This window comes from Corticimicrobacter populi, from assembly GCF_003123725.1.
Taxonomy (GTDB): Bacteria; Pseudomonadota; Gammaproteobacteria; order Burkholderiales; family Burkholderiaceae_B; genus Corticimicrobacter; species Corticimicrobacter populi.
The window spans coordinates 1-21,866 of record NZ_QETA01000006.1 but is presented as its reverse complement, the minus strand read 5'-3'; the positions used below and the strand labels follow the sequence as shown (position 1 = coordinate 21,866).

At 58.8% G+C, this 21,866-nt stretch carries 10 protein-coding genes; all 10 read right to left on the bottom strand.

The genetic code is table 11. The annotated features are described in order from the left end of the window. Positions 1 to 58 precede the first annotated feature (58 nt). Positions 59 to 1,492, bottom strand: a complete 1,434-nt coding sequence (locus DD235_RS13115) for a glycosyltransferase (RefSeq protein ID WP_162300499.1) — start codon at positions 1,490 to 1,492, stop codon at positions 59 to 61. A 225-nt stretch (positions 1,493 to 1,717) separates the two neighbouring features. Next, on the bottom strand, positions 1,718 to 12,760 hold the full coding sequence (locus DD235_RS13110) for a retention module-containing protein (protein WP_109062558.1): 11,043 nt from the start codon (positions 12,758 to 12,760) through the stop codon (positions 1,718 to 1,720). A gap of 151 nt (positions 12,761 to 12,911) precedes the next feature. Then, entirely contained in the window at positions 12,912 to 13,538 is a 627-nt protein-coding gene (locus DD235_RS13105; protein WP_109062557.1) for a response regulator transcription factor, read from the bottom strand. Positions 13,539 to 13,640: 102 nt separating this feature from the next. Beyond that, positions 13,641 to 15,023 (bottom strand): HlyD family type I secretion periplasmic adaptor subunit, encoded by a 1,383-nt coding sequence (locus tag DD235_RS13100; RefSeq protein ID WP_420810470.1) that lies wholly within the window; start codon positions 15,021 to 15,023, stop codon positions 13,641 to 13,643. 23 nt (positions 15,024 to 15,046) lie between these two features. Then, the gene (locus DD235_RS13095) at positions 15,047 to 17,221 is read right to left on the bottom strand and encodes a type I secretion system permease/ATPase (protein WP_239990148.1); all 2,175 of its coding nucleotides are present in this window, start codon (positions 17,219 to 17,221) and stop codon (positions 15,047 to 15,049) included. Further along, entirely contained in the window at positions 17,205 to 17,396 is a 192-nt protein-coding gene (locus DD235_RS13090) for a hypothetical protein (RefSeq protein ID WP_109062746.1), read from the bottom strand. Before DD235_RS13090 ends, DD235_RS13095 begins: the two co-directional genes overlap by 17 nt. Before the next feature lie 175 nt (positions 17,397 to 17,571). Further along, complete coding sequence (locus DD235_RS13085) at positions 17,572 to 19,077, bottom strand: TolC family outer membrane protein (protein WP_109062555.1); 1,506 nt, start codon at positions 19,075 to 19,077, stop codon at positions 17,572 to 17,574. A 233-nt stretch (positions 19,078 to 19,310) separates the two neighbouring features. Then, a complete protein-coding gene (locus DD235_RS13080) occupies positions 19,311 to 21,002 on the bottom strand; it encodes a putative bifunctional diguanylate cyclase/phosphodiesterase (protein ID WP_162300498.1) in 1,692 nt (563 codons plus the stop codon). Positions 21,003 to 21,221: 219 nt separating this feature from the next. Then, a complete protein-coding gene (gene rpsJ / locus DD235_RS13075) occupies positions 21,222 to 21,533 on the bottom strand; it encodes a 30S ribosomal protein S10 (protein WP_109062553.1) in 312 nt (103 codons plus the stop codon). Positions 21,534 to 21,602: 69 nt separating this feature from the next. Then, a partial coding sequence (locus tag DD235_RS13070; RefSeq protein WP_476695868.1) for an EF-Tu C-terminal domain-related protein occupies positions 21,603 to 21,866 on the bottom strand: 264 nt, incomplete at its 5' end.

The following is a 21,866-nucleotide window of genomic DNA, read 5'->3' as shown; positions in this document are numbered from 1 at the left end:
TCCTGCAGCAGACTCATGCACATTGGCGTCAGCGCCAATACGACAGATCAGTTACACACTATTGCAACATCTGCGCCATCAGATCAGACCACTTCTGACATACCTGCATCGACGCAAATCGCGCTGCCGAATCCCTGGCCTGCATCGACATTTTTTGATGCCTTTCCGCATCATTCAGCAATACCACGATCTTGTCAGCCAGCAATTCGATCTGGCCAAATGGCGCAACCAGGCCATTTTCACCATCCCTGAGCATGTCAGGAACACCATACGGCACATCAAACGCAGCCACAGGGCAACCATGCGCCAGGCTTTCGGCCAGCGAGAGGGAAAATGCCTCGCTGGTACTGGTCATCAGAGACAGGCCCGCCTGTTCATAAATCGGCCCGACAGCGCTCACGAACGCGCCGACCGTAACGCTATTTTCCAGCCCCAGTGCCCGAACCTTCTCCTCTATGGCGGTTCGCTGGCTGCCATTGCCATACAGGGCAAGACGCGCAGCCGGAACCTGGCTTACCACCCGTGCAAACACATCCAGAGCGAGATCATGGCGTTTTTCAGGCGCGTAACGCGCCAGGTAGACCAGCAGAAATCTGTCCCGTTGCACGAATTCGGCTCGTGCTTCCGCAGGGTCGGCATCATAACCATGCGGAATCACACGGATATTTCCGGTCCCATAGCGGGTACCGATATCGTGCGCCTGGGGCTCGGTCAGCACGACCATGGCGTCGATAGCCGCCGGCTGCTCCAGAAAGCCCGCATAGTGTCTGTTGGTACGTGACCGGGCCAGATCTGCAGCATCCGAAACGTGTACGGCATGCACAACCGGCACGACTTTGACGCGCTGCCCTCGCTCCTGCTTGAGCGCACATGCCGCATCCAGATACAGCAAGGAACGATCCACGATCAAAATACTGGTTTGCTCGGAATCAGCCGCGACAAGACTGCGCAGCCAGGCCAGCGCCAGATCTTCCTCCCGGGCAAAGCGCTCGATGACACGTCCCTGTGCGTCACACACATCGATATACAGCAAGCGGCGTGCGGGCTGATCAAGGTCGTACCGTTTGATGAGTGCGGTAGAGCCATCGGGACGATAGTAAATTTCGCGAACCACCTGCTCCTGTGCCCCTTCGAGTATCTGCGTCATGGACAGGACACCAGAAGGATGAAAGAAATCGCGTCGTGACTTACGATGAGGCTGGCGCCCATCCATGTGATTGATATAGCTGAGCACGCCCGTGGTCCGGGAATGGAAGACATACATCGCCAGCCGGCCCGCACGATCATAGATCCGCTGGTCGCCCGGTGTGTCCGGTACAGGCTCGATACGCAATGAGGCCCCCGGCTGCCAGGCGACACGCCGTCCAGGACGAGGCGCGCTTTCCATTTCCTGGTACCAGTCGTACATATTGAGAAACCGGACACAGGGTTCCAGCGCACCGCCCGCGATGGCTCCCTGCTGCACATCGGCCGCATCGGACCGGTACTTCATGGTCAGGATCACCGGCGACAAGCCCAGGTGGCACCGAAACAAGCGCTCCCTCAAGAGAGCGGCCACCTCGATCCCGGTCCGCGCCCAACCAAAATCTTCATTCAGGAAAAACACCTGCAATCGGCGTCGCCTGCCCATAGCTGCATTGCCTCAAAAGAAAATCGCCCCGGAACAAAATAACAGCATTTTTGTTCCGGGGCGAATGGCACAAGGCCGGTTCAGCGCTTACGAGTCGAGACCGGACTTGCCCTGATCAACCAGATCGCGAGCAAACTGGCTCTGGGCTTCGGGATCGACGAAGAACGAGGGTTCTGCCGACGCCGGTGCGGCCTGCTTGCCTGCCACGCCGGCATCCTGTGCACCCAGCTCGATACCCTTGAAGTCCTTGCTGATCAGGACTTCGGCCGTCTTGCCATCTGCCCCCGTGGCCTCGTAGACATCGAAGTCCTGGTTGGCAGCCGACTTGTCCGAATTGAGCTTCCAGCCATCCGACTCCAGGAAGGAGACACGGTCACCCTCATTGGCCTTGATCGTCAGGATATGGTCACTATCCGTCATGTCGAGCACGTCCTTGACGCTCAGGTTCAGGAGTTCATGATCGAACCCTTCACGCGTCAGATCCAGTGTCTCGATATTGCGGAACGGCACGGCAGCCTGACCCTGTTCGCCATACTGGCCGAAATCGATATCCTCGCCAAAGCGCAGCCATACCGTATCATCACCACCCTGGCCATCGATCGGGTTGACACCATCGAACAGCAGATGGTCATCGCCTGTCGATGCGGCAGCCTGCTTGGACAATGCCAGACTGAACTCGCCATTCGCCACAGCCGACTTGTCGCCGCCCTGGGATTCCACCGTCCAGGCTTCGAACGTCACCTTGTCAGCAGCGGCATTGGCCGATTGCAACACACCCAGGGAATCAGCCTCCGCCTGGCTCAGGCCATAGACCTGATAGGTGCCGGTCGCGGCGTCGTAGCTGAAGCCCTTGTCCGTACCATTGAAGGCCAGCAGATCATTGCCGACATAGAAGGCAGCATGTTCACCCAGACCGCTGAAGGCCAGCGACAGTGTTTCGACCGACTGATCAGCCACCGTCCCTTCCACCGCCTCGCCGTCCTTGAGCATGACATTCAGGTTCAGGCGCACGATATCGCCCTCACGACCGAACGCAGGCGCAGCATTGATCGAATGGATGCCATCCGCAACCGCCTCGACATGGAGATTGAACGTCGCAGCATCATCACGAATCACTGCATTCGTCTCGCCATTCAGTACAGACAGTTGCAGATTGTCCAGCGTACCGTTCCAGTTTTGCGGCGGCTGGATGGCGATGTAGGCCGGCAGTTTTCCGCCTTCGAGAGGAATCGTCCACAGCGCCGAGCCATCGACTGCCGCACCGGCATTCTCGGCCAGGCCTGCGGAGGCCGCATCGGCCCCCACATAGACCAGGAAGCCGTTGGGCAGGTTCTTGAGCAGTGCCACATAAGCTTGTTCGGAGCCATCGGTATCGAGCAGACCCTTGCCACCGATATCCAGCTCGATCCGGGATTGGCCGTCCTGGTTTTCCTTGCCGCTCTGGACCCAGGTTTCCTTGCCATTGGCGTCGGTCTGTTTCTCACCCACAGTGATGTCGTAGCCATTGCTGACACCCTTGAGGGTTGCGTCACCTGCACCGCTGGCCAGCTTGGGTGCATCGGCACCCTGCTCGGTCTTCTGGACCCAGGCATCGACCTTGACATTGCCACTGGTGTACTGATGGTCGGGGTGCGGCGTGTACTTCAGGTCGACACTGATCGAGCCACTGGCAGGAATCGTGGTACCCGGCTGCACCGGCACGGCATAGTACTGCCCCGCTGGCAAGCCCTCTGGATTCGTCACGACAACCAGTGGCTGGCCATTGGCATCCGTCAACTGACCGGTCTTGCCATCGGAGCCAAAGCCTGCTTCCTTGAGACTGACATAAAGTGTGTCACCCAGCGTCGACGGGCCATCCACGCCATTGCCGATCGTGATCTTCACATCGACCGGGCTGCCTTCTTCAGGCACATCGTTCGTGCCTTCCTTGGTCAGCGCAATGCTGATGCCATCTTCGTCGGTCACCGGCGTAAGCGGCAACGCCTGCCCTTCCAGCACGCCCTGATCCTGGCTGCCACTACCGGGGTGATAAACCGTCAGCGTGGCGTCATAGACAAGCCCACCGAAGTTATCGTTCAGGTTGGCCGGCGGCGTGATCTCGATATCCTTCAGGAACTCCTGCAGCGCAGCGTCGTCACCCTTGCCGGAAATCACCCACAGCTCCGTCGCGCCATCACCGATTTTGGTCGGCGACAGCTCCACGCCGTCGTGCGTGATCTTGGCACCCGCCGGCAACTTGAGCGTCAGCGTGAAATTGGCCGACGTCGCGCCATTACCGAGATCGAGCTTGGCATCAAAGGCCTGATCCAGCGTGAACGGCTGTTCCTCGGTGCCCTTGAAGTCATCCTTCTGGCCCCATTCCAGATCCACCGACGGTGCCGTACCCGCATCGCTGCCATCCAGGTCACTCGTGAGATTCCACTTGACCTGATCCAGCGCCAGCTCAGCTGCACCGGTATCCTGCGTTACGACCGTGATCGTGATCGGCAGATCCGTATGTTGTCCAAGCACGGAACCGGCCTGGAACTGAACCTGGGCATCGATCTTGCCATTGAAGGCCGGATAGTCCTTGGAGGGGATCTCAAGCAGCCACTTGCCGTCGCCAAGATAGCTGACCGAACCCACAGGCTGGCCCGCCACCACAAGGCCCTCCACGACCAGGCCATTGGGCACGCCCTCGACCACGATCTGCGTCAGGTTCTCGCTGCCATCCAGGTCATCCTTGGAGAGTTCGAGCTTCACCCCGAAGTTGCCGGTCGAGGACACGGTAATGCCATCGGCATCCGCCTGGGCCACGCCCGCAGCTGCATCCACGCCCTTGAACTCGGCCGTGACTGCATCCGTTACGGCTTGCACGGTCAGTGTGTACGGCTGCTCATCCATCACCTTGGTGACCGCATCCACCTTGCCATCGGTACTGTGATCGGTGATCTCGTACTTGATACCGAACGAGAACTTGGGCGCACCCTGGTTATGAGCGAACTCGGGCGTATTGGCCTTGGCCGTGACCTGCGTCAGTTGATCTCCCGACAGCTTGTAATAGCCATTGGCATCCTGAGTCAGGACATCCTGCAGCGGCTTGCCCTCCAGGTACAGCGTGAAGCCGTCGGCATTGGCGGCCTTGGCAATATCTGCAGCATTGATATAGACCGCAGTCACCGCTTCGTTGGCATCACCATGGTTGTTGCCCACGCCAAAGCTGATCGCAACTTCCTTGTCTTCGGTCAACGCATCACCACCCTGGCCTGTCGACTCAGGCGATGGCGTCACGACCGCGACGACCTCGACAGGTTTGTTGGTCAGCCAGTCACCATCGTTTTCCGTGGTCACGGGCGTAATCGTGACCTTGACCTCACCACTGTAATGCGGCGGTACAGTGATCTTGACCTGGTCCAGCGCAGCCTTGGCGACATCCTCCACCGTCTGCCCAGCCTGCGGCTTGGGCACAGACACCACCCACACGCGGGCCGCACCCTCGCCACCCAGGAAGGCCGCGCCTTCGAGATTGAACTGTCCATCCAGGCCGGTGATACGGAACGACAGCTTTTCCGAGCCATCGGTATCGTGCTGCGACACACTGCCGATCAGATCGCCCAGCGTAATCTTGCTACCCAGGCCTTCGACATGCGCCTCGGTTACCTCATAGGGCTTGGCGGTCAGGCTGGCCACATCGGCCACCCCCTGGACACGCACCGGCAAGGTCTGTTCGGCCCACTTGCCGCCGGCCGGGTCACCCAGATTGCCCAGCACGTCCACGGTCTGCGCGCTGACCTTCAGGTCGAAATCAACATTGCTGTTGTGTGGCGGACGGATCGTCAGCGGCTTGCTCGTATCGAAATCCTTGATAGTCACCGAGCCATTCGTCACGATCAGCTCCTGACCGTTGTACTTGAGCACGGCACCCTCAGGAATGTTTTCGAGCTTCACGTTGAAGGTTTCCGAGGCATCGGACGTGGAAGGACGAATCACCAGCGCGATATCCGTATCTTCCTTGCCGCGGGCCGGGCTGACAGCCAGCGCATCGAGGTCATCGGCCACGGGGGCGATCTTGATGCCAGTCAGCTCAGCCTTGCCGGAGATTGCCGTTGCTGTGCCACCATCCGGATCATGATCAACCGTCTTGGCCTGGACTTCGATCTTGAACTCGCCCGCCACGTTATGCGCCGGCAGGAACTTGACGGTATGCAGGAACTCGACCGGGATCTCGACCGGCTTACCGGTGAACTCGACCTTGACCTCCTTGCCATCAGCCCCGACGTAGCTGAACCACGAGCCGGTCACACTGTCGATCAGATTGCCCTGCGCATCGCGAGCCCCCTCGACCAGCACCGGCGTCAGCAGTGCATAGGTATCTTCCGATCCGGCCCCCCCCTGCTCCTTGCCATCAGGATTGCTCCAGCCATCCTTGAGGTTGAAGCCATCGGTATTGAGCGCAAACCATTCATCCTCCTGACCCAGCACGCTCTGACCATAGGCATGGCCACCGGTCATGGTCAGATCGTTGTTCAGGTTGCCATCATTTTCGCTGCCGGGACCGCCTACGGTTTCAGCCACGGCCTTGACGACAACCTTGAGATCGCTGGTGTAGTCCTTGGAATCCACCACCGGCTTGCCATCAGCACCCAACACCGGATTGCCGCTGGCATCCAGCTTCACATCGCGCACCGAATACTCGACCTTGAAGGTCGCATCGCGACTATCCTGGGGCGGTGGCGTAATGGTCCAGTCCTTGAAGGCATCCATGCTGGACACGCCAGCCTGGCCTGTCGGCGTCGAGACCAGCTTGTAGCTGCCATCGGCCTCTGCCGACACAACCTGGCCATTCTCATCGCGGACCACCCAGCCGGCCGGCACATCCTTGATGACGAACTGCGTGATGGTTTCGCTGCCATCGCTGTCCTGGAAGCCGATCTTGTCCAAGAAGCGAATCGCAGAATCCTCATCGCCTTCGGCACCCTGAATATTCAGTTCATCGGCTACCGGAGCTACTTCCATATTCAGCGTAACGGAAGCCGATTTTTCCTGAGTGTTGGCCTTCGCACTGTCGCTATCCCGATCCTTGGCATGAAGCGTAACCGTAATGCCATTGAGTGAACCACTGAAGTTCTTGGCACCGCTGATGTTCAAATCGCCAAAACCATCGGTCTTGGTCGACAGGCTGCCCTGGGCAAGCTTGCCAGATGTCGCGCCGTCAGCCAGTTCCTGACCATTGACCAGGATTGTATGACCGGTGTTGTTGGTAATCGTCACCCAGCGCTCTTCACTGCCATCCAGATCCTCGAACTGGGCCTGCAGCAGACTCTTCAGATTGACGGGTACATCTTCCCTGGCATCCGTGATCGACAGCGTGCTGTTGCCGTCCTTCCAGGTCAATGCCACGTCATCCGTCACGGCCTGCACATCAATATTCACCGTTGCCGTCTTGGATGCTGAAATCTCCTTGCCAGCGGCATCCTTCAGAGGCATACCCTCGTCATTGACCTCGTAGCTCGTCACACCAACGGTAATCTTGACGTTCTCGTGGCGATGCTCGGCCGGCTGCAGTTGCATACCCTCATACTGCGCCTGTGTCAGCTTCAACACTGCAGAACCGGCCTTTTCGGCCGCATCGATGGCGGGTTTGGTGTGCGACACGTAGTTGCCATGCTCATCAATGATGACGATCTGGATTTTCTGGCTACTCTTGGTCAGCTCGATATCCCTGGCAGCCTGCGTACCGTCCGCAGGAATCTTCAACACCCCTGGATTGCCCGCAGTGAACGCATTGCTTGTCACGGTCAGCGTGATCAGGCCCAGCAGTTCGGGATTGTCGCCTTCGGCACCAGAACCATTGAGATCGATGCCATCGGTCACCAGGGGCACCTTCAGCCCCAATGACGTCGGGTTTTTCGGATCCGCATCGGCCACTGTCGTGACAGTATCCTCCTGCGTCGTCAGGTCCTTGCCCTTGACATCCGGCGCATCAGCAACCGGCTGGACTTCGAAATTCAGGGTTGACGTCGACTTCAGGCCTGCCTCGCCATTGCCTTCCGGCTCCTGCACCGTATAGGTAATGGTCGGAATCTTGCCGGAGAAATTGGCCGCCGGCTTGAAGTCATAGGAACCATCTGCACGCAAGATCAGTGTCCCCAGCGGCTTGTCTGCTGCAGCGCCCGGAATCTGGATGGAAGTGGTGCCGGGCGCGAATTCCTTGAGCGTGGTGCCATCGGCCTCGAATACACCGGCAATGGTGAAGCCCGTCACCTTGAGCGCGCCTTCGCCCCAGTTATTGTCGTTGGCAATCACATTGCCCTTGACTGCACCACCGGAGATGGCTGTTTCCTTGCCATTGATCCAGGCCTTGCCACCCGAGAGGTCTTCCTTGAGCACCACGCTGTCGGGAGCCGCCACTGGCGCATCGTTGGTGCCATTGACCTTGATCGTGATCTTCGTGTCATCCCAGGCACTGTGCTGGTCCCAGACACGCACATCGAAGACTTCATCGACGACGTCTCCACTCTTCAACGCCTGGGTCGCCGGCTTGCTGTCGTCCAGTGTATAGGTCCACTTGCCCGTTGCCGCATCCAGCGAAATCGAACCGTACTTGCCTTCCAGCGTCAACACACCCTTGTTGGAACTGCCATCCTTGAGCGACCAGGTCAGTTGTGCGCTTTCGTCCTTGTCGGTCGCCACCAGTTGCCCGCTGGCCGAGCTATCGCCATCCACACCATAACCAGACTCGGTCACGGACAGATCCCAGGTCGACTGGTTATCGGTAATGACAGGCTTGTCATTGGTGCCGTTGATCGTGATCGTCAGCGTCGAATAATGGGTTGCGCCCTGGGGATCGACCACCTCGTAGGTGAAGGTATCAAACACCTTGTCGCCCAGATCCAGCTTCTCGACCGCATCGGAGCCATCCTTGAGCTGGTAGGTGTAGCTGCCGTCGGCCTTGATCGTCAGTGTGCCGTACAGCGTATCAATCGTAATGCCCGCATCCGTAACGGCTACGCCGCCGCTGCCCGGCAGCGTGGCATGCTCACCCTCGAAGAGCTGGCGGACACGCAGTTGCTCGGTTTCACCGGCATCAAGGTCACGGTCATTGCTCAGTACGTTGGCCGACACCTCAACCGTACCCGCAAACGCCTCGTTGCCCCCTTCCTTGACACCAGATTCGGTCACGGTGTTCGTATCGGGTGCCGCCACCGGCACATCATTCGTACCAGTGACCTTGATCACCAGCTTGGCGTCAGCGGTACCACCCTCACCGTCGCTGATCTTGTAGCTGAACTCGACAAAGGCTTCCTTGCCGACTGCCAGATAGTCAAAATCCGGGCCGGGATTGAATACGTAGCTGCCGTCGGGCTTGACCGTCAGCGTACCGCCAGTGACACCGCTGCCCTGAATGACACCGGCCAGGTTGACGCCATTGGCCGGCACCGCCTGATAGGTACCCGGCTGGCCATCCGTACCGATCTTGGCAACATGCGTCACGAAGATATCATCGCCATCGGGATCGCTGTCGTTCTTGAGCAGACCGTCTTCCTTGCCCACGGTCAGCACCGTGTTCTCTTCGGTCGTGTTCGCATCATCAACCGCCTCGGGCGGCGGGTTCTCCACCGTCCACTCGAACGGCAGGCTCACGCTCTTGCCGCCCGTGTCCGTCGCCGTCACGATCACGCTGTACTTGCCACCATTGACCTGGCTGGCACTGTTGTCGATCGTCCCGCTGATCACTCCCGTCTTCGGATCGATCACCAGGCCCTCGGGCAGCCCCGTCACGCTGTACGTCAGTTCGTCACCCTGATCCGGATCGCTGAAGTACTGACCCACATCCACGCCGGACACCTTGTCCGCATCCAGGTTGCCCTGGCTCAGATCCACCGTCGGCGGCACTTCCACCACAGGCGTATCGTTCGAACCCGTGATGTTGATCAGGATAGGCTTCTCGTCGTACGTCCCCAGACGCTCCCCCGTCACCGGATTGACGTCATACACCCGCACCTGGATCGTATCCTGCAGCTTGGCTCCTTCCTTGAGCCCATTGACCGTGGCGTTCGTATCGTCCAGGCGATATTCCCACGCGCCTGTCGTCTTGTTCAGCGTCAGCACACCATACTGGCCCTGGGCCTGCACTTCCCACTCATGCGTGTCACGCGTGTCGGCATCCGACTCTTCCAGCTGACCCTTGACCACATCGCCACTGTCTTCCGTCACAGCGCCCGTGCGATCTGCCTCGGACGTCGTGATCTCCGGTGCATCATTGGTGCCCGTGATCGTGATCGTCACCTTCTGCGTCACCGTGCCGCCCTTGCCATCCGACACCGTCACATCGTAGACCTGTGTCAGCGTCTGACCCTCGGCAAGATAGTCCAGCGCACTGTCATTCACATTGAAGTGCCAGCCCACCGTACGCGTACCCTGATCCACCGCATCCAGCGTGAAGTCGCCCAGGTAACCATTGCCCTGCGGTGTCACCGTCGCCTGGTGCTGGTCGCTGCGATCCATGTCCGAGAAGGCAATGCTGCCACCCTGGGTGTGCACCACCGTGTTCTCGCCCGCCAGGCCGTCACCGATTTCCTTGACCGCACCACTGTCGTCGGTGCCACTGCCCACGATCTGCGGACCGTCGTTCGAACCCGTGATTGTGATTACCAGCTTGGCCGTATCCGTACCACCTTCGCCATCACTGATGTCGTAGGTAAATTCGACCTGCGTCGTCTCACCATCAGCCAGATAATCAAAGTCCAGCCCCGGATTGAATACGTAGCTGCCGTCGGCATTGACCGTCAGCGTGCCACCATTGCTGCCCGCCACCGGCGTGCCCGGCGCAACCTTCACACCATTGCCGTTGTCGATGCCCGTCACGAAAATATCGTCGCCATCAGGATCACTGTCGTTCTTGAGCAGACCGTCTTCCTTGCCCACGGTCAGCACCGTGTTCTCTTCGGTCGTGTTCGCGTCATCAACCGCTTCGGGCGGCGGGTTATTCACCGTCCACTCGAACGGCAGGCTCACGCTCTTGCCACCCGTGTCCGTCGCCGTCACGATCACACTGTACTTGCCACCATTGACCTGGCTGGCACTGTTGTCGATCGTCCCGCTGATCACTCCCGTCTTCGGATCGATCACCAGGCCCTCGGGCAGCCCCGTCACGCTGTACGTCAGTTCGTCACCCTGATCCGGATCGCTGAAGTACTGACCCACATCCACGCCGGACACCTTGTCCGCATCCAGGTTGCCCTGGCTCAGATCCACCGTCGGCGGCACTTCCACCACAGGCGTATCGTTCGAACCCGTGATGTTGATCAGGATAGGCTTCTCGTCGTACGTCCCCAGACGCTCCCCCGTCACCGGATTGACGTCATACACCCGCACCTGGATCGTATCCTGCAGCTTGGCTCCTTCCTTGAGCCCATTGACCGTGGCGTTCGTATCGTCCAGGCGATATTCCCACGCGCCTGTCGTCTTGTTCAGCGTCAGCACACCATACTGGCCCTGGGCCTGCACTTCCCACTCATGCGTGTCACGCGTGTCGGCATCCGACTCTTCCAGCTGACCCTTGACCACATCGCCACTGTCTTCCGTCACAGCGCCCGTGCGATCTGCCTCGGACGTCGTGATCTCCGGTGCATCATTGGTGCCCGTGATCGTGATCGTCACCTTCTGCGTCACCGTGCCGCCCTTGCCATCCGACACCGTCACATCGTAGACCTGTGTCAGCGTCTGACCCTCGGCAAGATAGTCCAGCGCACTGTCATTCACATTGAAGTGCCAGCCCACCGTACGCGTACCCTGATCCACCGCATCCAGCGTGAAGTCGCCCAGGTAACCATTGCCCTGCGGTGTCACCGTCGCCTGGTGCTGGTCGCTGCGATCCATGTCCGAGAAGGCAATGCTGCCACCCTGGGTGTGCACCACCGTGTTCTCGCCCGCCAGGCCGTCACCGATTTCCTTGACCGCACCACTGTCGTCGGTGCCACTGCCCACGATCTGCGGACCGTCGTTCGAACCCGTGATTGTGATTACCAGCTTGGCCGTATCCGTACCACCTTCGCCATCACTGATGTCGTAGGTAAATTCGACCTGCGTCGTCTCACCATCAGCCAGATAATCAAAGTCCAGCCCCGGATTGAATACGTAGCTGCCGTCGGCATTGACCGTCAGCGTGCCACCATTGCTGCCCGCCACCGGCGTGCCCGGCGCAACCTTCACACCATTGCCGTTGTCGATGCCCGTCACGAAAATATCGTCGCCATCAGGGTCGCGATCATTCCGCAGCAAGCCATCCTGAGACGACACCGTCAACACGGTATTCTCTTCGGTCGTCCCGGCGTCATCGGTCGCTTCGGGCGGCGGATTGAGAGCTGTCCAGGTAAATGTCAGGCTGGTGCTGGCACCCAACGAGTCGGTTGCCGTAATGACCACCGTATAGACCCCACCATTGCCGCCCTGACTGGCGCTGTTGTCCAGCGTACCGGTAATCAGACCCGTGACAGGATCGATACTCAGGCCTGGAGGCAGGTTGGTCGCACTGAACGTCAGCGCATCACCATCCGGATCATTGAAATACTGTGCGATACCCAGTGGGTCAATCGTATCGCTATCGTCATTGATGCGGGACAGATCAAGCAGTTGGGGGCCGGTAATCGTAACGACGGGAGCGGCGTTGGTATTGCCCGAACCCGGCACCCAACGGATCGTGTCATCGTCACCACCACCCCGGGGATATTCGAGGGCCAGCGGCGTGATATTTTCCACGACGCTCAACAGGCGCACAAAGCTGCTGCCGGCACCACCACCACCGCCCAGCACTGCGGCGGTCGGGTCGAGTTCGGCAAACGGATCCGCATCCGGATCGGCCAACAATGCAGCAATACTCTCGACAGCCTGCTCGGTCGGCTGAGCCACGGCAGCCTCACTGGGGTCCACATCAGACTGTGCCATCGAAGCATCAAGCTGAACGGCGCGATCTGCACCGATCACCACAGAGGGCTGCCCTTCGAAATCGAGCTGGACGGACGCTCCCGCGCTGGTCACGACCTCGGCATTGTCCGGAATCCGCATTCCTTGACGCAGCGGTGTCAGTTGTCCATCTTCACCACGTATCCAGGCCTGCCCCACCAGTTTGCCAACAATTGCCGTTGCCATACGACTCTCCCAGTATAGATTTGATTGGGATCCATCTTAGTCAGGCACTACGGACGCGCATACTGGCGTTGACGACAGTCTGGGAAAGAAGTTGCAGGAAACTTGCTTTTATTGACAATGCCGCAGCTTGACGTACCGCTGCAAACGCGGATCAGGCATGCTGGATGCCATGCACCTTGAGCGCCAGCGCCAACCGGTCGGTCACGCCCAGTTTTTCAAAAATGGCGGAAAGATGCGCGCGCACTGTACGTTCACTGATGCCCAGCTCATCGGCAATGCCCTGGTTGGAAATGCCACCGGCTGCGCGGCGCGCCACATCTATCTCCCGTTCGGTCAGCCCGCTCATCCAGCCCGCCTGTTCCGTCCCGACCTGGCTCACCTGCCGCAACAGGCGCTGCACCAGGGATCGTCCTATCCAGATTTCCCCCAGGGAGACCGTCTGCAGGATATGCGCCAGCGCTGTAGCCGGCACATAGGCATGAAAATAACCCCAGGCACCCATGGCCAGAGCACGGGTTGCCTCGGCATCATCGAGTCGACCGCTGCCGATCAGAATGCGGGTCTTGTCCGCCACGGCTTGCCAGGCAGCATCGTTCCAGGCTGGCAAACGAGGTAAATCGGCATCGATCACGACCAGGCCACGCTGTGCCTCTCCCCAGCGGGCAATATCCTGCAGTGCATGACCCCGTGCGGGCAGCCAGCCCAATGCATCGATCTGGCGCCAATGCTGCCACAAGGCATCATCCTGGGTCACCAACAGTACCGGCACTGCTTGCATTGTCCTCTCCATAAACACTTTGCTACTCGCGCTTACATCCTAACAAAATCAGCATGGCATCGATATTGGCGGTGACGCCATAATCGATGCATATTTCACTAATTAACGTTCTGTCAGCGCATTCTCACGCGCCCGCAGGATAGGTTTCAGCAGATAGTGCAGCAATGTGCGCTTGCCTGTCATGACATGCACCTCGGCCTGCATGCCAGGCAGGATGGGGCGCGCATCGTCCCCGACGTAGGATTGCCCAGTACGCACCTTCACGAGATAGTACGAATTGTCTTTTTCATCCGTGATGCTGTCGGCACCAATCTGTTCGACCTCACCTTCCAACCCACCGAAAATGGCAAAATCGTAGGCAGTGAATTTGACCTCGGCCTTCTGCCCTGGGTGCAGGAAACCAATATCACGTGGATTGATCTTGACCTCAAGCAGCAGCGTATCGTCGGATGGCACGATATCAAGGATATCCTTGCCGGGTTGCACGACGCCACCCACTGTATTGATCATCATGTTGTTGACGACGCCACGCACAGGCGAACGCACTTCGGCCAATTTCACACGATCAGCCAGCGCGACCTGGCTTTCCTTGAGCGTGGCGAGCTTGGCCTGGGTCTCGGACAGCTCACGACGCGCTTCGTTGCGAGCATTGAGTTCCGACTCTTCAACCTTGGTGGTGGCTTCGGAAATTGCCGCTTCGATCCGGCTGATCTGCGCCTCGGCCGCCTTGGCCTCGCCGCAATAACGCGCCACATCCCGCCGCAATCGCAGCAAATCCACTTCGGACACGGCACCGCTCTGCAACAAAGGCTGGGTCACCCGCAGCTCCTGGGACGTCAGGCCGCAGCTTGACGAAGCCTGGTCACGATTGGCGCGGGTTTCGCGCAGCTCCTGCTCGCGCTGGCGCAATTGCTCCTGCGCAATCGTCAGGGTAGCCGCCAATTCGCGGTTACGAGTCTGCCAGACCTGACGCTCGTTTTCAGCCAGGTCAGGCGCATCACGCAACACATCTTCAGGTGCCACGAAATCGGTACCATTGGCCAGCGCCTCCAGACGCGCCGCCTTGGCCAGCAGCGACAGGCGCTCGGCCCGGTTCTCACCCAGCGAAGAGGAAAATCGGGTCGGATCGATGCGCAGCAGAATCTGCCCAGCCTCGACCTGCTCGCCCGGCCTGACCAGAATCTCCTCAACGATACCGCCGTCAAGACTCTGGATAACCTGCACCTGGCGCGACGGCACGACCTTGCCTGTCCCTCGCACCACTTCGTCGATCTTGCCAACGGCCGCCCACACCAGCAACAGCACAACCACCAGTGTCGATACCCACAATAGCTTGCGTGAGCCCCGGGCCTGCTGCTGCTGGATTGTCCATTGCGCATCCGCGATCAGATCCTGCGCCGCATAGCGCTCGGCATAGGGATTGCGGCCATCGACCAATCGATCGAACAATTTCATGACCGGACGCACGAGCCATGAGAACGGCATCCACAACAAGGCAAACAGACGCTTCATGTCCGGCCCCCTGCACGGCTGATGCGACCGGCCTTGAGCGCTTCCATCACCTGCTGTTTTGGACCATCGGCCACGATTCGGCCCTGGTCTACCACGATCAATCTGTCAACCATCTCAAGCAGGGCCGTACGATGGGTCACGAGAAACACGGTTTTGTCCTTGCCTGCATCCAGCAGCCGCGCCTTGAGGTTGGCCTCGCTCTGGTTGTCCATATTGCTGCTCGGCTCGTCGAGCAGCAATATGGGCGGATCATTGATCAATGCACGGGCAATACCAACCGCCTGACGCTGCCCCCCCGAGAGTGAATCACCTCGCTCACCGATCATCATGTCGTAACCCTGGGGATGCTGGCTGACGAATTCGTCCACACCCGCCACACCCGCCACATGCAGCATGTCTGTCGAGGCAGCGAATGGGGCACTCAGGGTCAGATTTTCCTTGAGCGAACCATAGAACAGTGTCGCATCCTGCGAAACATAGCCGATCGAACGCCGCAGATCGATTGGATCAATCTGACCGACATCCACATCATCGATCAACACCGCGCCGGAAGTCGGGGCATACAACCCCAGAATGAGTTTTTCGAGCGTGGACTTGCCGGAACCGATACGCCCGATCACGCCTACCTTCTCGCCAGCCTTGAGCTTGAAGCTGATGCCGGCCAGCGCAGCCTGCTCGGCCCCCGGATAGGTAAAAGTCACATTACGGAATTCGATGCTGCCCTGCAACTTGGGGCGCGGCACGAACTGCCTGCCAGCAGGGTGCTCGATCGGCATTTCCATGGCCTGGTTGACCGATGCCAACGATGTCTTGGCCTGGTGATACTGCATCAGCAAGCCCGCCACCTGCCCCAGGGGAGCCAGACACCGTCCGGCAATCATCGAGGCAGCGATGATGCCCCCCATCGAAATGGCCGATTCGGAAGCCAGATACACACCAATGATGACGACCGCTACCGAGACCAGTTGCTGCACCATCTGGATGAAGCCCACCGTCGATGACGAGATCAGCTTGAGCTTGCCGCCCATGTGTGCCAGGAACTGGGTAGCCCCTTCATATTTGCGCTGGATGCTGCCCTGCGCGTTGAGGGTCTTGATGGTTTCCATGCCGGACAAGGCCTCGATCAGCGTGGCATTACGCTGCGCTGATGCCTGAAAGGTTTCCAGCGTAAGCTGTTCCATGCGTATCTGTGCCGCCGCAGATACGATCAGCACCAGCACGATCGCCACCAGTGGAGGAATCAGCATGTAGGGCGAAATCCAGGCCAGCACCGCCAGGAACAACAGCACGAACGGCAGATCGACCAGCGTTGTCAGGCTGGCCGAGGCTATGAAATCACGCACCGATTCGAAAGCCCGCAGATTGGAGGCAAACGACCCGACCGAGGCCGGCCGGTTTTCCATCTTCAAGTCCAGCACGCGCTCCATGATTTGTGCCGACAGCTTGACGTCGATCTTCTTGCTGGCCGTATCCACCACGTGGGCACGAATCGTGCTCAATACATAGTTGAAAATCAGGACCAGTCCAATGCCACCCGCCAGTACCCAGAGTGTCTCGACGGCATTGTTGGGCACAACGCGGTCATACACGTTCATGGTGAACAGTGGCATGGCCATCGCAAAGACATTGATCAGCAAGGCAGCCAGCAGCGCATCACGATAGAGCCGCCGGTTTTCCATCACCACACTCCAGAACCAGTGTCCGGCACGCGTCTTGGTCTGTGTCTGGTTGCGTTTCTCGAAACGGAAGTTCGGACGGACGAAGCACGCCAGTCCGGTGTAGCGCTCAAGCAGCTCCTGCGTGGCAATCTCTACCGGGCTGTCCGACTCCGGGAACTGCACCAGGCACGTCTGCTCCCGTACTTCCAACAGCACGCAGGCACGTGCGCCATTGAGCATCAGAATGACAGGCAGCAGGCCAGCCGGCAGGTTTGCCAGGTTACGCCGAACCAGCCGCGCCGAACACTGCACGCGTGCAGCCGCCCGTGCCAACAGCGAAGGGACCATGCGATGACCGACCAGCGGCAATCCCTGCGACAGGCCCTGGCCTGTGCAATCCACGCCATGGTGCCGAAGAACGGCAACCAGACAGCTCAACAGGGGATCGTCATGTGTTTCATGGGCCGGCATCTGCCATGCGCGGTCCGGCATTTCATCAGATGGTGCTGTCATCATCCTCGCCAATCAGGTCCAGCGAATTGCGCAGCTTCTGCCGCGCACGCTTGCGTTGATTGAGCTTGTCCTGTGCCTGAGGCGGCAAGTCAGTCAGTCGCAAGACGCCATTGTCGATCAGCGTGTCGATCAGATCTTCGAGCACACGGATGAAACCGACGTCCAGCGCCTGCATTTCCTGGTGAACGGGGCCTTGCTGCGCGCGCCCTTCCAAATGGTTGTCGCTATCGCTCATCATGCCGCTCCTTGCCGCTTCAGATAAGAAAACCAGGACATCGGCACTGCGTCTGTCCTGGTCATCCGGCTTGCTCAACTTATGACAAGAATTCTAACATTGCAGCAAGAAATGACTACCATCCGCCAGCACCTGCACCATTCTGTTGTATGGGCGTCAACACAGGAGGTGCCATGCCGTCGCGATAGGTCACCGCAACAGGTGCCAGGTTGCTGTTGTCGGGCACCGGCGTACGGCACTGCTCCAGCACCTCATCGGGCAACAACAGCTTGGCATCCTCTTCGGGAGCCACCTGGTTGGGGCTCAGGCCCACCATCGGCAGCACCTTGTGCGACAGGGCCAGCCACTGGATTTCTGCCTGACGCAGGTTGAACTGCGCATTGGTCAGAGCACGGCGTGCATCGAACAGCTCGTTCTCTGTATCCAGCAAGTCGAGCAGCGAACGCTGACCAATCTGGAACTGCTGCTGGTAGGCCGTACGCACCTTGGACGTCGCCAGCTCATGCTCGACCAGATAAGGCATCTGGGCACGCAGGCGTTCGACCGTATTCCATGCAATCGACAGTTCCTGCGACACGTTGCGGCAGGTATAGTCGCGGACGTCTTGAGCAGCGTACTGCTGTGCAGAGGTCTGGCGCACACGTGCAGCATCGGCTCCACCCCGATAGAGGTTGTAGCTCATGCGCAGTTGCACACGGGAACTCTGGATGTCGCGTGAGGCCGGTGCGTTGGTTTCACGATCACGACCAGTCGATGCCAGAAACTCGAGCGTGGGCTGGAAATTGCCACGTGCCGATTCCACACCGGCCTCGGCCGCCTGCACCAGGGCCTGCTTGGACAACAGGCTGGGATTGATCCGCACCGAACCGGCAAAGTCCTTGACCTCCGGCGTCGGCAGGAACGTGGCCATGTCGGGCACGGCTGCCAGATGGGTGGCCGGAAATTCGCCAACCACGCGGCGATAACGCTGTGCAACATCATTGAGGTTGCCGCTCTCGGTCATCAGGTTGCTTTGTGCCAGAGCCAGACGACCATTGGCTTGCTCCAGATCCACGCCTCGCCCGACGCCGGACATCGAGCGCTCGCGCAGATGTGCCAGCGTCTGCTCATGGATATTGAAATTGTCCCGGGCCAGCCGCTCCATCTCACGGTAGCGCTGCACATCGAGATAGGCCAGCGACGCTTCGGTCGCCAGATTATCGATTGTCGCCAGCAGCTCGTAATAGCCGGACAGCTTTTCGAAGCCCAGTTGACGAACATTGTTGACCGAACTCCAGCCGTCGTAGATCAACTGGCGCAGTTCGACGCTCCAGCCCGGACGGTTCCAGTTGTAGGAAGATGAGTCGGGCACATGGCTGCGCCACTCCTTGCCTACCCAGCCATTGGCATTGACCTCGGGACGCAGCGCGCCGCGAGCCACGTTCTGGCCTTCCAGGGTCGACAGCATGTCGTTGGCCCGGGCACGGATTTCAGGATGCGTGGTGATTGCTTTATCGATAACAGTCTGGAGCGTATCGGCCGGCGCATTGCCGCCCGCCTGTTGCGCCAGGGCAGACCCTGCATAGGCCATGAGAATCGCGGCGCACAGGGAAGACTTAAGTGAAAAACCGGTGGCAGACATATGTATTTTGTCCCGTTCGGCAAGGCGGAGCTGCAAGCTTCCGGCTTGCATTCTTGAGGCATGACCCTGCGTCGCGACGCTGTGTTTTACAGCGTGCAGGGATTGTACTTACTAAGAATCTGTATATCTACTTTACAGTATCGATAGAACATCAAGAATAATCAAATTCCTTTGTGCCTGTAAAACAGGTCCTGTGATGCTGAATCGCGACACAGGGTCAGCATACATCATTACTACTGCCGCCCCTCTGCAGTAATGCGCGCCAGCAACGATGTATCGCCCAGGGGTTTGGCAAATAAATAACCCTGCAGTTCGTGACACCCTTGCGCCAGCAACCAGTCCCTCTGAGCCCAGGTCTCCACTCCTTCGGCGACGACCTTCAGTCCCATTTTGCGCCCCATCGATATCAGCGCTCCGACCAGTGCAGCATGATGATCATTGTCCGGCAGCATGCTGATGAAGCTGCGGTCGATCTTGAGCCTGCTGACCGGGAACTGCGCCAGATGCGACAGACTCGAATAACCCGTGCCAAAGTCATCCAGCGCAATCGACACTCCACGCTGATTCAAGGCGCTCAGGGCACGCCTCACGCTTTCAACTTCGCTGACCAGCGTGGTTTCGGTAATTTCCAGTTCCAGCGAATGCGGATCGAGGTGATACATGGCCAACAACTCAAACACCCGCTCGCAGAAGCCCGGATTCTGAACCTGATCCGGTGTGATATTGACCGAAATGCGGAAAGGCCGACCAGTCGCCTGCTTGAGAATGGCAAGCTGCTCACAGGCTTTCTGCAGCACCCAGTCGCCAATCAGGATGATTTTGCGGGTTTCTTCTGCTATCGGCACGAACTCTGCCGGAGACAGTCGACCATAGCGCCGATGGTTCCAACGAATCAGGGCTTCTGCCCCGACCAATTGACCGCTGGAGGCACAGACCTGAGGCTGGTACTCAAGGAAAAACTCGTTTTTGTCGAGAGCCTCCTCGATATCCTTGGCAATGGCAATATTCTTGTAGATCTGCTGAGCAGTTTCCTGTGTAAAGAAACGCTGATATTGCAATGTGGCATCCTGTGCCTGATCCAGCATGGTACGGGTATTGAGGGTCAGCACCATCAGGCCGGCCTCGACGACCGTATATTCATTTGCTGTAATGGTCGCACTGATGTCGAGATGATGACGCCCCAGCACGAAAGGCTCGGACAGGCAGGCGATCAACTTGTCGAGTATCTCTATCAATGCCGTCTCTGCCGGGCACTGGATAATGACGACAAACTCATCGCTTTCCAGGCGCGCCAGAAACTCTCCCGTGCTGCAGCACTGCGAAAACCGCCGTGCAGCCGTCAACAACACCTGGTCGCCCACATGATGGCCCAACGTATTGTTGATATGGCGAAAATTATCGATATCGATCAGCAGGTAATAGAGCAGATCGCTGTCATTGTCTGCCCTCAACTGCCTGCGCAACCGTCGCAGATGGGCTTCGGCCATGTGCCGATTCGGCAGATTGGTGAGCAGGTCATAGCCTTTGACATGCTCGGGAAATTGCTCTGTCAGCAACAGCTCTTCGATACAAACCAGGTAATGACTCTCAGGCTGAGCTCGCGCGATATGCATGCGCATGGCAGCTGCGCCGTTCGTTTCTCTCAGCCAATGCCAGGTTTCATCCCTGTTGATATGCCGGGCAGCAAACTCTGCCCAGGGCTGGCTTTTATCCTCATTGACGAATCCGCTGCGTGACAGCAATGCAGCAATGTGGCTACCAGACAGAACATCCAGGGACCGGCCAAACAGGCGAGCGCTTTCGGGATTGGCATACAGGATGCTGCCATGCTCATCCACGACGAACACCGCTACAGGCAGCATATCCATCACCTTGCCATGAATATGCTCGATACACCTGTCCTGTTTTGCCGGTTTGCTGCTCACATCCGCCATTCCAGCACATTGCCGGTCATACGTACCCTGCCTGTGCATACCTCTCTATCCACCAGACCTGCTGCAATGAAGCAATTGTCAACTATCCATCAAACTATGCAGATATCACTGACAGAATCTGACCCAAGCGGTCAGTATAGGAGCAACAGCAAAAATTCAGCCCATAAAAAAAGCCACTAAATAGTGGCTTTTTCCGGGACATGACCCTGATTACTGCAGGGCGATCTCGACGTCGACACCGGCCGGCAGGTCAAGGCGCATCAGCGCATCAACCGTCTTGTCGGTAGGATCAACGATGTCCATCAGACGCTGATGGGTACGGATTTCGAACTGATCACGCGAGGTCTTGTTGACGTGCGGCGAACGCAGCACGTCATAGCGACGGATACGGGTGGGCAGGGGCACGGGGCCGCGGACGACAGCACCGGTGCGCTTGGCCGTATCAACGATCTCGGCAGCCGACTGATCGATCAGGCGATAGTCGAATGCTTTCAGACGGATGCGGATTTTTTGGTTCTTCATGTGGGTTCCTAAAGAGCGAATTGGAGGCGCGAAGGCCGGAAGGCCTTCGCACAAGGCTTATGCCAGCGATCAGGCGATGATCTTGGCGACGACGCCGGCACCGACGGTACGGCCGCCTTCACGGATGGCGAAGCGCAGACCTTCTTCCATGGCGATGGGGGCCAGCAGCTTGACCGTCATCGAGACGTTGTCGCCCGGCAGAACCATTTCCTTGTCGGCCGGCAGATCGATCGTGCCCGTCACGTCCGTCGTGCGGAAGTAGAACTGGGGACGATAGCCATTGAAGAACGGCGTGTGACGGCCACCCTCTTCCTTGGACAGAATGTACACCTC

Excerpts from the sequence above, each read along its gene's own strand:
- DD235_RS13085 (WP_109062555.1), bottom strand. The coding sequence starts at position 19,077 with ATGTCTGCCACCGGTTTTTCACTTAAGTCTTCCCTGTGCGCCGCGATT.
- DD235_RS13090 (WP_109062746.1), bottom strand. The coding sequence starts at position 17,396 with ATGCAGGCGCTGGACGTCGGTTTCATCCGTGTGCTCGAAGATCTGATC.
- DD235_RS13110 (WP_109062558.1), bottom strand. The coding sequence starts at position 12,760 with ATGGCAACGGCAATTGTTGGCAAACTGGTGGGGCAGGCCTGGATACGT.
- rpsJ (WP_109062553.1), bottom strand. The coding sequence starts at position 21,533 with ATGAAGAACCAAAAAATCCGCATCCGTCTGAAAGCATTCGACTATCGC.
- DD235_RS13115 (WP_162300499.1), bottom strand. The coding sequence starts at position 1,492 with ATGAAGTACCGGTCCGATGCGGCCGATGTGCAGCAGGGAGCCATCGCG.
- DD235_RS13100 (WP_420810470.1), bottom strand. The coding sequence starts at position 15,023 with ATGCCGTTCTCATGGCTCGTGCGTCCGGTCATGAAATTGTTCGATCGA.
- DD235_RS13105 (WP_109062557.1), bottom strand. The coding sequence starts at position 13,538 with ATGCAAGCAGTGCCGGTACTGTTGGTGACCCAGGATGATGCCTTGTGG.
- DD235_RS13095 (WP_239990148.1), bottom strand. The coding sequence starts at position 17,221 with ATGACAGCACCATCTGATGAAATGCCGGACCGCGCATGGCAGATGCCG.